Consider the following 12,514-nt stretch of genomic DNA (forward strand, 5'->3'; position numbering starts at 1 on the left):
AGAAATCGGATTATGTGGTGAAATGCCTTAAATCGGTTTTTTAACGTGGAAGATTGTGATAGTATTGCTCATATACTAAACGTTTAGTATTAAACGATTACTATAAAGTTGATACAGGAGGTAATAATCATGACCCGTACCATGGTATTGGGACTTTTAAAAGCCAACGGACCGATGTCGGGCTACGAAATTCAGCAGATGATGGAGTCCTCACAGACAGATTTATGGGCTTACGTGAAGCCCGCATCCATTTACCATGCTCTAAAGAGACTGCAGGAGGAAGGGAAAGTGGTGTTGGAAAAGGTCGAAAAAACCGGGATGAGGACCAAATCCATCTTTAAAATTACCGAGGACGGGGTTTTAGAATTGAGCCGCTTATTGAGGACTTCTTTTTCAAAATCATCCGTTGTGTTCCCCGCATCCCTGTACACGGCTCTGACTTTTATGGAGAACCTGGGGGAGGAACAAATCGCGGAGGCTCTGGAAGAGCAGAAAGCGCAAATTTTAAAGGTGTACGCCAGTATGAAATCGGGATACGAGAAGAAGCATGGCGTACCGGGAGAAGTAACTCCGAAAATCGATGTTATTTTTCATAATATTTATGAACAATGCGAGCTTCAGCTTAAATGCATCGATGAAATATTAGGAATTTTAGGAAGAGGAGTGTGAGCCTCATGGATTCAAACCCCCTGAAAAAATCTGTTCTGTTGGTTGTGATTGTGGCTATATTTGCCGATATGTTAATGTACGGTATCATCGTTCCTTTTCTGCCGCTCCATGCCGAATCGCTAGGCGCCTCGCAATCGGAAATCGGCCTGCTTTTTGCAAGTTATGCCATCGCCTTATTTATAGCGACGCCATTTGTCGGGGCCCTGGCAGACCGGTTGGGCCGAAAAAAGATGCTGGTGGCCGGGCTGATTGTGCTGTCGGCGACAACTTTGGTTTATGCGTTTTCTTCGAGCTTCTGGATTCTGGTCCTGGCGCGTGCCATGCAGGGAGTAGCGGCGGCGGCGCCATGGACGGCGGGGCTTTCCTTGCTCGCCGAGGTTTTCCCCGCAAATGAGCGCGGCCGAGCGATGGGAATCGCTATGTCGGGCCAGGCGGGAGGGATTCTGCTCGGTCCGCCGGCCGGGGGCTGGCTGTATGAATGGGGCGGCTACCGCCTGCCGTTTCTGATCGCTGCGGGGATCGCTCTTTTGGCTGCGACCATCAGCGTCGTGCTTCTGCGTCATTTGAACGATACCAAAGCGGACAAATTTATCTCCCCTTTCCGCTTGCTTCGGAATAAGCGAGTCATGGTGATCGCCGGTGTGGCTACGGTGGGAGCCGCTTTGTTTGCAAGTATAGAGCCGACGCTGCCGATTCATTTTAATGAGGACCTGCACTTGTCCCCCTCTATGATCGGTCTGATGTTTGTCGTAGTCACATTGATTTACGGTGCGGCTGCCCCATGGATCGGTTCACTGTCTACCCGGCTGGGGCATCTTGCAACGATCCGGCTGGGGATTTTAATGGCTGCGGTCGCATTGCCGCTAAATGCTCTCCCCACGCAAATTTGGGTGCAAATTATCGGGTTGATCGGCCTGGGAATCAGTTTGGGAATGGTGTTGACCCCCGCGCTTCCGAAGCTCGCCGACATCTCGCAGGAAATGGGGTTCGCTTCCCAAGGCGCTACATTTGCGGCATATAACACGGCCTACTCGCTTGGCATGATGCTCGGTCCCCTCCTGGCGAGTGGATTGACGGATCGTTTCGGGCTTACGGCGGCGTATGCGACCTTGAGTGTCTTGTTTCTAATTTATTTGCTCCCTCTCCGCAAGCTAAAGGCCTAACATGTTGGCGAACCATCAGAACTGGCACAGTCTGCCGGATTTGAAAGTCCGCGGACCTGTCGTGGAATATCCAGAAGATCTTATGATCCCGGTGGAGCGAGCGGCTTTTCCCACATATTGCCCCTATTGCGGTAGCGGGGAGCCTTTATACAAACACGGGTGTAGGGAGCAAGTGGTGCTGGACCTGCCTGTAAAGCAAAAACATGTTAGTTTGGTAATTTTGCGAAAGCGATACAAGTGCAGAAATTGCAGCGCTATATTTTGGGAGGAACTTTCCAATGTGGATCGCAAAAGGAGGATGACCAAACGGCTCGTAAAGCAAATCCAAGAGTTGATCATTGCCGATTATAGCTTTGTGGAGATTGCAAATTTTATCGGTGTACATGAGAAGACGGTTCGAAACATATACAAGGATGGCCGAAAAGGCTCTTATTTATAAGAGTAGAGAGGGGCGGGCGGAATTACTTCGCTCTGGAGCTAGTGCCCCATCAGACAACCTTGATTAACACAGAATTCCTGCATATCTGCAGGATTTTTTCCTGTTCGGAACAAAAATTTCAAGATTCCTGCAATTCTGCAGGAATTTTCGACGAAATAGGCCCGTTTCTCTAAAATCGCTAGAAATACCTGCAGATTTGCATCTTTTTTCGCATACCCTCGTAGATCGGCCTAAATTCCTGCAGATTTGCATCTTTTGGAGTTGGAAGTTGCTAGGCACCTTGATAGTCGTGGGCTTGAGACTGCGTACTTTCGAGTGACCTCACTCCAAATCATAGCTCAACGGATCTTCATTTTCTCCTACTATGATGTCTGATGAGGCGCTAGCGGGAACGCGCCTGCTAAAATAAGCGCCCGTCAAGGAGGAACCATCGCGTTCCCGACGAGCGCTTCATTTTATAACATGCAGACGATGTTCTGTACGGATCGAAACAAACCAAAAAACCTCCGTTTTACCGAAGGTCCGAAGTCAAAATAATGGAGCGGGTGAAGGGAATCGAACCCTCGCCTCAAGCTTGGGAAGCTGGCGTTCTACCATTGAACTACACCCGCATTAGCGACTTGATCATTATATCATATCGCGCCAAAAAAATTCAAGCGCATCTTTCGTTACATCACGATAATGCGCTTTGCCGCCGCCAAGGAACGGAGCTCGATATTGATTTTTTCCTTTTCTTCCGGTGTCAGTTCCATCTGAAGCCCATAATGATAGAGATGTTCTCCGTGGGGATTTTGCCAGCGGATTTCACCCGGAAAACAGTAGCGCTCCTCGCTAAGCTGGAAGTGCACGTGGGTACGAATCGTGTGCTGCTCGGCATGAAGGTCCAGCCCGATTTGGATGCAGCATCCGGATTTGCTGATATTGATCAATTCGGCTTCCGCCAGCTTGCTGTTGACCGGCATGTTGTCGATGGATTTAATTTCGATCCAGCATGTCATAGGCGGGTTGATGGTGTAGCGGAAAGGTTCTTTTCTGCGGGAAATCATAAATAGTCTTAATCCTCCGAGATGTAAGATATTCCGATTATAGAGGAAACCCAGGAAAAAGGACATGCCGCTTTGGTCTTATTTTTCGACAAAAAAATGGCATAATTATAGTCCGAAAGACCAGTCTTGCAGTTTATACGGATTAAAACAACGCTGCCCCAGCCGCGGACGGACCGACGGTTGGAGCAGCGCCTGTGGGCGGCTCTTTTACAAGAGCTGCTTGATGTCTTCTTCCAGCGCCTCGGGTTCCGTCCGGGCACTGTACTGTCTAACGATATTCCCGCTGCGGTCGATCAGAAATTTGACGAAATTCCATTCGATCTCCCCGGTGCGGTAAGGCTCGGGTGTATTTTGCAAAAGATACTTATACAGCGGGTGGGCTCCTTCGCCCTTCACCTCTATTTTGCTGAACATCGGGAAAGTCACCTGGTAGTTTAACTCGCAAAAATTCATGATTTCCTCTTCGGTCCCCGGCTCCTGTCCGGCGAACTGGTTGCAGGGAAAACCGAGCACGCTAAAGCCCTGATCTTTATGCTTCGTATACAGCTCTTGAAGTCCCTTGTAATGGGGCGTAAGCCCGCAGGCGCTGGCGGTGTTCACGATTACCAGTACCTGTCCCTGATAAGGTTCCAGCGTGGTCTTCTGCCCGTCGATCGTCGTCACTTCGAAATCGTATATCCGCATAATTACACCAAATCACAGGCGTCCGCCGGCATCCAGTGGGCATCCTGTCCTTCCCACTTCACATTGCAGCCGATCGGATTCGTCAACGGCAGCGAAATCGGTTGATGGTTCGTCAGTTCCGTCAGGGCGCGTTCCAAATCGTTGACGGTCATTTTGTCGGTTTCGCGGGGATTGTCCACGCCCCGACCCGTATAGACGAGCCGGCGCTCGGCATCAAACACATAGAAATGAGGGGTCCGGAGGGCGCCGTACGCTTTGGCCGCCGTCTGTTCTTTGTCGCGCAAATAAATCCAAGGGAAGCGATGCTCGTTCATGCGCTGCACCATATGTGCAAAGGAGTCATCCGGATGCGTTTGCTCGCTGTTGGAGTTGATCCCCACAAACGTTACCCCTTTGTCCTTAAAAGCTTCGGCGGTTTTTCTCGTTACTTCATCGGAGCCGATGACAAAAGGGCAGTGATTGCACGTGAAAAAAACGACCAGATAAGGGGAAGCGGCGAAGCTCTCCAAAGAGTAATCCTTGCCGTCCGTGGCCGGAAGCCGAAAGTCCGGGGCTTTTTCACCAATCGCTAACGTAAAACTCATATGCGTTTCCTCCCTTTGAAATAGTATCTCCTCCATAGTAACCGATGTCCCGGGCTAATCTCAATTTTGACACAACTAAGAATTGTGCCGGAATAGGCGTAAAAGTGCAAAAAAAGCGAAAGTAAATCATTGGATTGCATGGGATAGTTACGGTTATAATTTAGGCAGATTAAAACAGACAGGGAAATTGGAGGCGGAGAGATGGCCAGAAAAACAAGAAAAGTTACCATTGTCGGTTCCGGGCTTGTCGGTGCGGCCTGCGCTTATTCCATGATCAATCAGTCGATATGCGATGAGATTATGATGGTGGACAGAACGTATGACCGGGCGGTTGCCCAGGCGCTCGATCTATCGCACTGTATGGATTTTACGTCCACCCGAACGAAGGTATACGCGGGCGATTTGGAGGATTGCCGCGATGTGGATGTCGTTGTGTTGACGGCGGGAGCCAATCCGAAGCCGGGGCAATCGAGGCTGGATGTGCTGGAAGATGCGGAGCAAATTACTTCCGGTATCGTCAACCGGATTATGGGGAGCGGCTTTGACGGCATATTTGTCGTTGCCGCGAATCCGGTCGATGTGGTGACGTACATCGTACGTGAAGTATCCGGGCTCCCCCGGAATAAAGTGATCGGTACGGGAACCTCCCTGGATTCCGCACGCTTAAAAACGCTGCTGTCCGATGTTTTCTCCATCGACCCGCGCAGCGTTCACGGCTATGCGCTCGGTGAGCACGGAGACTCCCAATTCGTGGCCTGGTCGCATGTTACGATCGGGGGCAAGCCGATTCTGCAAATTCTGGAACAGCATAAGGAACGTTTTCAAGGGGTCGATCTGAATGAGATCGCGCGAAAAACAAAGGATGCGGGATGGGAGATTTTTACCCGGAAAGGCAACACGCAGTTCGGGATCGGCAACGCGCTCGCTTACATCGTTCGCTCCATTTTAAACGACGAGCATAAAATCATCGCGATTTCCGCCATTTTGGAGGGAGAATACGGCCAGTCCGGAGTATGCGCCGGGGTTCCGGCCATTATCGGAGAAGGGGGAATCCAAGAGGTCGTAGAGCTGAACCTGAATGAGGAGGAACAGCATAAATTCAACGAATCCTGCTCGATCATCAAGAGCGCCATTCTAGGACTGGCCAGCCGGAAGTAAAGACGCGGCCTTAAGCCTTGGGAACGAGGGAACTTCCTGCTCCAGCCTGTTCTTCTCCGTCATGTTTTGAAATATAGTGGAAATAAGATGGAAAGCTGCGAAAAGGAGAGAGAGGAATGGAATCCCTTTCAATTAAAAAGTTGGCGGATCTCGACGCGTCCGGATGGGACCAGGCCGTTGAAATTTTTACGGACGGTTTTTTACGTTCGCTACAGTTCATGTCCAAAGACCAAACCAGGCTGGCCCGAGCGCTCAGGCATACGTTTGTCGGCGATCAGTTCTATACGGCGGTGGAAAACGGCAAGGTTCTTGGCATTTTTGCTTATTCCACAAACCGGAACCGGGCGTTCTCGTTCGATAAACGAGTATTTCAAAAAGAATTCGGCCGAATTAAAGGTTCTTTTATCTACAAGGTGCTGTATGGAGAGCTGGGCAAACCGCTCGATTTCAACGACCGCCAGTGCTACTTCGAGTCGGTGGCCACCGCCCGGGAGGCCAGAGGACGCGGGATCGCCACGTTGCTCAACAACCACCTGATCGCCACGCTGGATTTTGACGAGTTTATCCTTGAAGTGGTGGATACGAACACCAACGCCTACCGGTTGTATGAAAAACTCGGGTATACCGTGATCAAGCGTAAAAAACAGCGCCTGCTCCCCAAACTGGCGGGATTTAACGAACGCATATATATGAAGCGGGGGAAGGGGTAGAGACGAGTCTATCCCCAAGGCGTTTAACTCTGCTGAACATTCTTGATCCCCTGCGCCTTACTTTTTCGGAAGCACCAGCACAAAGCGTGTAACGTACTGATCTTCGTCCAGCGAGATGGAACCTCCATGCTTTTCCGCGATCTGTCTGGCGATGGCAAGACCCAGGCCCGTGCCGCCGTCGCTGGTTCTGGCCGCGTTTCCGCGAACGAAGGTGTTGAACACCTTGTCCCTCAACGGTCCAGGAATGCCTATGCCGTCGTCGGTGACCTCGATATGGACAGTCTCGCCGTGATCTTCCAGTCCGATAAGGACACGGGTTCCCGGCGGATTGTATTTCAGCGCATTCGCCAGCAGGTTGGATACGGCCCGGTACAGCAGCGTGGTGTTGAACTCCGCAATTACTTCGTCGGAGGGAATTTCGGTGTCAAACACGAATCCTTTTTCTTCAAACGCATCGTAAAAGGTGACGGCGATTTCCCGGAGAAATTCGGCCATGTCGGTCGGCTCCTTCGCTACCGGGTAGTCGGGAGCTTCCAGCTTCGATAACTCGAACACGTCTTCAATCAGCTTGGCAACCAGGTACGTCTTGTCACAGATCAGCTTGATCGTGCGTTGCTTCTTCTCCTCATCTGCAATGATGCCGAGCTGAAGCGCTTTGGCATACCCTTGGATCGTCGTAATCGGCGTCCGCAAATCATGGGATATGTCGACGAGCATCTGCCGCCGGCTCTCCTCCAGCAGACGTTTTTCATTCTCCGCCTTCTCGAGCTTTTCCGCCATCGCATTAAAGCTTTCCTGGATCTGCGCCAACTCGTATTCGGCTTCGAACCGCAACCGCTCATGATAATGCCCGCCCGCTATGCTGCGGATTCCCGCGACGATGTCGCCGAGCGGGTTCGTCAGCTTGACCGCAGTCAGGCGGCTGTAAAGAAAAACGTTGATCCCGAACAGCACCAGGAACAGCAATCCCGTCTCCGCGAGCGCCTTCCAGAACAGCGCCAACGTTTCCGCGCTCGTCCCGCCCCCGGATTCCGCCAACCGGTCCGTCCGTTCCACAAAATAAATCAGCAGGGATGCGACGCTTGCCCCGACTGTTAGCGAAAAGAAAATATAATTCCGAACAAGGGTACGGAATATCGTCGGTTTACTTCGCATGCAGCTCCTCCTTTTTGGCGAAACGATAGCCTAGGCCCCGCACCGTTTTCAAATAAACCGGTTCGCGCGGAGAATCCTCAATTTTATCCCGTAAGCGGCTGATCTGCACCATAATGGCATTATCGTCGGCGATGTACTCATCGTCCCACGCTCTTTCAAAGATTTGCTTTTTCGTATAAATGCGGCCCGGGCTTTCCATAAACAACTTCAGGAGCCGGTATTCGAGCGCACTGAGCGCGATGGGCTTTCCGCGTTTGTAGAGCATACAGGAATCGTGATGCAGCGACAGATCACCGACCCGCGTTTCCGTTATTTCTTCGGGCGTCTCCGGGATTTCGTTAAACTCATAGGTTCGGCGCAGCTGAGCGCGGATACGCGCCACCACTTCCAAGGGATTAAACGGTTTGGCGATAAAATCGTCGGCCCCAAGTCCCAGCCCGGCGATCTTGTCGATATCCTCGTTCTTCGCCGACAGGATGATGACCGGCAGCTTCGATCGTCCGCGAATCCACTGCAGCAACTGAAAGCCGTCGAGCCGCGGCATCATGATATCGATAACGGCCAGGTCTACATCGGTCCGGGAGAATAACTCCGTGGCCGCCTGACCGTCATGCGCCTCCAGAATCTCGTACTCCTGTTCCAAAAACAATCTGAGCAAACCGACGATATCCTCGTCATCATCGACCAGCAGAATCGTTTTTCGCATTTTTGACCCTCCGTCCTCCCCTGGAATCTTCTTTAGCTGTTGTAGTTCGGTCTCATTTACCGATTTCCTTCGTCTCTCGCCGCGTTGTAAGGATAATGTAAGGAATGGGAAAGTGGGGGGAAAGCGAAGGATTTTATAATTCAACCTGTGGAGATGTAAAGCATTTAACTATGAAACAGGGAGAAGGGGTTGGCGGATGGAACAAAAGTTACGGGATATTGAGGTAGAGGTGCGTCGGCGGGCGGGGAAAAAGTTAAAAGCCGTGCCGCTTTCTCCGGGATGGAAGGGTGCTTCCCTCTTGTTAGGGGCTGCCGCAGTCATCGCCTACTTCACCCAGGGATATCTTCTGCTGGGTTCGCGCGGACCCGGCGATTTTTTGCTCGGGACGCTGCTGTTCCTTATTGCGGTCGTGCTAGCGACCGGTATTGTGGCCGCGGTCTTTCACTTGGTGAAGCGGATGCCTTCGCGCTATTTTTGGCTGGCCTCCGTTTCGTTCATCCTGATGTTCCTGGCGTTCATCGGCCCGGTACCATTGATGGTTCTCGTGGCGCTCACGATTACCATCGCTTGTTCCGCGCTGGGGGCGCTTGTCTTCCGGTGGAGGGCGGGGACGTACCGGGAAGCGGGACTCGCGGTCAAAACGGGTGTCGGAGGGCTGGCGGCGGCGCTGCTGATCTTTGCCGGCATCGGTGGGTATTGGCTTCTGGGTGACGGGAGCGGGGATGCGGCCAAGCCGTACCGATTATCGGTTGTAAAGCCGGCGGACCGCTACCCTGTTACGATGGAGAACCCGGCCGAACAGGGGGCGTACCCTGTGCTCACGCTTACCTACGGCAGTAAGAACAGCTACCGTGAGGAGTTCAACCGGCCCGATTCGCTAGTGACCGAACAGGTAGATGGCACGGCTTTCGTGGACAAATGGTCTTCCACCCGGACAAAGACGTTCGGCTTCGGGCCCGAGCGGATGCCCCTGAACGGAACGGTATGGTATCCGCGGGAGAAAGGATCTTTTCCGCTCGTGATCGCCGTCCACGGTAATCACACGGCGACCGAATATTCGGATCCCGGCTACGCTTATCTGGGCGAATTGCTGGCTAGCCGCGGCTATATTTTCGTTTCCGTCGACGAAAATTTTTTGAATACTTCGCTGTTTGACGACTGGTTCATGTTCAGCACGCCGGAGAAGGAGAATCCGGCCAGAGCCCTGCTGCTGTTGGAGCATCTGAAGGTATGGGACAAGTGGACCAAGACGGAGGGAAATCCGTTTTACGGCAAGGCGGATATGAGCCGAATCGCGCTAATCGGTCACTCCCGGGGAGGCGAAGCGGTCGCCCTGGCTGCGGCGTTGAACAAACTTCCGGCATATCCGGAAGACGGAAATATTAAATTCGACTATCGTTTCGGCATCCGGTCCGTCATTTCGATCGCCGGTACGGACGGACAGTACAAACCGGCCGGACATCCGACGCGTCTGCAGGACACGAACTATCTGGCACTGCAAGGAGCCCATGACATGGACGTCTCCTCATTTGACGGAGCGAGTCAGTACAGCCGGACCGGTTTTACGGGCAGCGGCGACTACTTCAAGGCGTCGGTTTATATTTACGGGGCCAATCACGGGCAATTCAACACCGTTTGGGGAAGAAAGGACGCTCCGGGACTCGGCAACAAGCTGTACAATACGGCCCAGCTAATGCCGCAAGAGGAACAGCTTCAGGCCGGAAAAACGCTGATCTCCGCGTTCCTCGAAGCGACATTGAGCGGTAAAAGCGAGTACCGGACCGTGTTCCAGGATCTCGGCTATGCCCTGAATTGGCTGCCGGACACAATGTATATCGCCAACTATCTGGATGCCGATACGACGATCATTGCCGGTTTCGATGAAGATTTTGATCTCGGTTCCACAACGTTTCCCGGCGGGCGAGCGACCGGAGCTTTTCTGAAAAAATGGAGAGAAGAAAAAGTGAAAATGAAGTTTGCCCCCGACCTGTATAATAGCGCCGTGCGTCTTGAGTGGGATAGCGCAGAGGTATCCGGCGTCCCGGCCTATACGATCGTGCTGCCGAAGCAGGGGCCGGCGGCGGATGCCGACAGCGCCTTTGTCTTTTCCGTAGCTGACGTGGACGATGGTAAAAGGGAATCCGATTCCGGGGAATTAACCGATTTGAGCGTTCAGGTTGAAGACGGGTACGGGAACGTTGCATCCGTCCCGCTAAGCAGCGGCGGAACCCTGTTGCCGATGTTCGAGAGCAACATCGTTAAGCGGCCGTTTACAAAAGCTGTGCCGACCAAAGAACCGGTTTTTCAAAACTTTTCAATCCGGATGGCGGATTTGAGGGCGGCCAATCCGGATTTTCGACCGGAACGGTTGAGCCAAATCTCCTTCGTTTTCGATCAAACGTCCCGGGGGGCCGTGTTGATCCGCGATATCGGCATCCGAAATCCTTAGCGGGTAAGGAGAAACGTTACGGGAACTCAAGGGATCAGATAAGGTCATAAGGCCGATTGGCCACGTTGATTTTGCGAAAGTAAAGGATTAAGGGTTGTTAGATGCTGGCCATTTTGAACTTATTCGCCGACTTAAGAAGCGGCGTTTGGTGAACTGGATCCGACGCCCGTAATTTTACCTGCGTTCGCCCCAATAGCGGCCTTTTGGGCACTGGCATTGCACCAAAGCTTACATGATGGCTTACAGAGATGTTGTGTAATTATTTTCCATATCGATTTTTAAGTAATTGGCCAAAAAATGAAGGGGGTCAGAAAATAGATGCGTTATTCCATTTTATGGATATTAACTTTTTGTTCTATTTTGCCTCTTCACTCAGCTTCATTTTCTTCTTGGCTTGATCATTCCAACCGATGTGTTCATAATAGGCGGTTCCTTGTACATTTTTGTACTCCTTTGACGCCCTTTGTTGTTCTGGCTTTTACTCCTTCGATGAAGCTCGGATTCAAGTAGCAAATTAGGTTTCTCCCATAAAAGACGAAGTGATTGAAGCACTTCCCACAAACTCATTCGGGTTCCACTGATCACATGAATGAGCATGGCCATAGCATAAGCGATCAAAGCGATAAAGATCTGGTTCCCTATCCCTTGAGGATCATAGCTATACAGCTTCACTAATCGCAAATGCTGCTTCATCCACTTGAAAAATAGCTCGATCAGCCAACGCTGCCGATAGATGTCCGCGATTTCCTCAGCACTTAGGTCAAAGCACGAAGTAGCCAGACGATACTTGCGCCCCTTTTCATCCAAAAACTCTACAAGGCGTAAAGAATTCTCTGTCTTGCGAAAGGCACTCCCTAATTGAACGATAGCATCTCGGATGATGTTTGAATCCGGATGAACCGGCAGCTCTTGCTCCACCTGCCAAACCCTATGTTTTTCGTTGATTCGAGTTACGAATTGAACTTTTTGCTCTAGCCAAGTATCGAACTGTTTATACTTCACATAACCGCGATCCATCACGTATATTGTGCCGTCATCTTCGACCAGAAAGTTCATGGTTTCGTAGTCACTCACATTCCCCGTAGTAGGGATGGCCTTCTCAGGAATGACCTCTTTCTCTTCATTTTTAGTCAAAACCAAGACTCGAACATGAATTTTGATTTGAGTGTGGTCACGGGTTACGTACGCCCAGTTGGCCAGTGTCGCCGGAAGTCTTAGACAAGTCGAGTCGATAATCCGAATCTGTGTGCCCTTGATTTCCGATGGAGCTTTCTGCTTGACCTTGCCGATGAGTTCAAGGAATAGACCTTCGAGTATCTCGGTAGGAATCATCTTTAGACGCCTGGAGATTTGAGAACTACTGATGCTGGATAGTTCCAGACTTTCCTGCAGCGTTGTGCTTGTTCGAAGTGGCTTGAGAAATGTGTTCATAAGAATCCCACTTAGCGAGTTGGGAGGCTAAAATTAACTTGATACTTTTTAAGGTAGTAAGCTTGCGAACACGATGATCGGAAATTGGAAAGCTAAAATTTTCTTCAGAAATATAAGAAAAGCATTGACGAATCACAGATAAATTGTGTATGTTACCCATGGTTGGCTCCTTTTGTTGAGATGAGTTATGGGTAACGCATCTAACTCAACAATAGGAGCTTTTTTTATTTTATTCCATGAAAATAACATATAAATTAACATATTTAGTAAATACTGTTCCGTTAATTTCTTGTGTCAGGTTTAATGCAATGCTAGTGCCT

General features: G+C 51.0%; 12 protein-coding genes, 1 tRNA gene and 1 pseudogene. 7 read left to right on the forward strand and 7 right to left on the reverse strand.

Annotated features, from left to right (window positions below; genetic code table 11):
- The first annotated feature begins 129 nt into the window (after window positions 1-129).
- The 4 genes and pseudogenes from V4U84_RS26495 to V4U84_RS26505 all read left to right on the forward strand — a co-directional run bounded on the left by V4U84_RS26495 (window position 130) and on the right by V4U84_RS26505 (window position 2,271).
- Window positions 130-669, forward strand: a complete 540-nt coding sequence (locus V4U84_RS26495) for a PadR family transcriptional regulator (protein ID WP_334076208.1) — start codon at window positions 130-132, stop codon at window positions 667-669.
- Window positions 670-674: 5 nt separating this feature from the next.
- Window positions 675-1,832, forward strand: coding sequence for an MFS transporter (locus tag V4U84_RS26500; protein WP_334078231.1), 1,158 nt, complete (start codon window positions 675-677; stop codon window positions 1,830-1,832).
- A gap of 82 nt (window positions 1,833-1,914) precedes the next feature.
- A pseudogene (locus V4U84_RS27030) lies at window positions 1,915-2,070 on the forward strand (transposase family protein); the annotation flags it as partial.
- A 42-nt stretch (window positions 2,071-2,112) separates the two neighbouring features.
- Window positions 2,113-2,271, forward strand: a complete 159-nt coding sequence (locus V4U84_RS26505; RefSeq protein ID WP_334078232.1) for a transposase family protein — start codon at window positions 2,113-2,115, stop codon at window positions 2,269-2,271.
- A gap of 537 nt (window positions 2,272-2,808) precedes the next feature.
- On the opposite strand, the gene V4U84_RS26510 is transcribed toward V4U84_RS26505, so the two are convergent.
- From V4U84_RS26510 to V4U84_RS26525, 4 genes are all read right to left on the reverse strand, one after another.
- Window positions 2,809-2,882 (reverse strand) — tRNA-Gly (locus V4U84_RS26510).
- A 57-nt stretch (window positions 2,883-2,939) separates the two neighbouring features.
- A complete protein-coding gene (locus V4U84_RS26515; protein ID WP_334078233.1) occupies window positions 2,940-3,317 on the reverse strand; it encodes a PilZ domain-containing protein in 378 nt (125 codons plus the stop codon).
- A 207-nt stretch (window positions 3,318-3,524) separates the two neighbouring features.
- A complete protein-coding gene (locus V4U84_RS26520; protein ID WP_334076204.1) occupies window positions 3,525-4,001 on the reverse strand; it encodes a glutathione peroxidase in 477 nt (158 codons plus the stop codon).
- A 2-nt stretch (window positions 4,002-4,003) separates the two neighbouring features.
- The gene (locus V4U84_RS26525) at window positions 4,004-4,585 is read right to left on the reverse strand and encodes a thioredoxin family protein (protein ID WP_334076203.1); all 582 of its coding nucleotides are present in this window, start codon (window positions 4,583-4,585) and stop codon (window positions 4,004-4,006) included.
- 201 nt (window positions 4,586-4,786) lie between these two features.
- On the opposite strand from V4U84_RS26525, the gene V4U84_RS26530 reads away from it, so the two are divergent.
- Both V4U84_RS26530 and V4U84_RS26535 read left to right on the forward strand, forming a co-directional pair.
- Window positions 4,787-5,743, forward strand: a complete 957-nt coding sequence (locus tag V4U84_RS26530) for an L-lactate dehydrogenase (RefSeq protein WP_334076202.1) — start codon at window positions 4,787-4,789, stop codon at window positions 5,741-5,743.
- Between the two features lie 116 nt (window positions 5,744-5,859).
- Complete coding sequence (locus V4U84_RS26535; RefSeq protein WP_334076201.1) at window positions 5,860-6,453, forward strand: GNAT family N-acetyltransferase; 594 nt, start codon at window positions 5,860-5,862, stop codon at window positions 6,451-6,453.
- A 57-nt stretch (window positions 6,454-6,510) separates the two neighbouring features.
- Here V4U84_RS26535 and V4U84_RS26540 read toward each other — a convergent pair whose 3' ends face one another.
- Together V4U84_RS26540 and V4U84_RS26545 are read right to left on the reverse strand one after the other, a co-directional pair.
- Window positions 6,511-7,608, reverse strand: coding sequence for a sensor histidine kinase (locus tag V4U84_RS26540; RefSeq protein ID WP_334076200.1), 1,098 nt, complete (start codon window positions 7,606-7,608; stop codon window positions 6,511-6,513).
- On the reverse strand, window positions 7,598-8,314 hold the full coding sequence (locus V4U84_RS26545) for a response regulator transcription factor (protein ID WP_334076199.1): 717 nt from the start codon (window positions 8,312-8,314) through the stop codon (window positions 7,598-7,600). Before V4U84_RS26545 ends, V4U84_RS26540 begins: the two co-directional genes overlap by 11 nt.
- Before the next feature lie 196 nt (window positions 8,315-8,510).
- On the opposite strand from V4U84_RS26545, the gene V4U84_RS26550 reads away from it, so the two are divergent.
- Complete coding sequence (locus V4U84_RS26550; protein WP_334076198.1) at window positions 8,511-10,763, forward strand: MFS transporter; 2,253 nt, start codon at window positions 8,511-8,513, stop codon at window positions 10,761-10,763.
- A 378-nt stretch (window positions 10,764-11,141) separates the two neighbouring features.
- Here the strand turns inward: V4U84_RS26550 and V4U84_RS26555 are convergent, their stop codons facing one another.
- Window positions 11,142-12,194, reverse strand: coding sequence for an IS4 family transposase (locus V4U84_RS26555; protein ID WP_334076942.1), 1,053 nt, complete (start codon window positions 12,192-12,194; stop codon window positions 11,142-11,144).
- Window positions 12,195-12,514 lie beyond the last annotated feature (320 nt).

This window comes from Paenibacillus sanfengchensis (genome assembly GCF_036864765.1).
Classification (GTDB): Bacteria; Bacillota; Bacilli; order Paenibacillales; family Paenibacillaceae; genus Fontibacillus; species Fontibacillus sanfengchensis.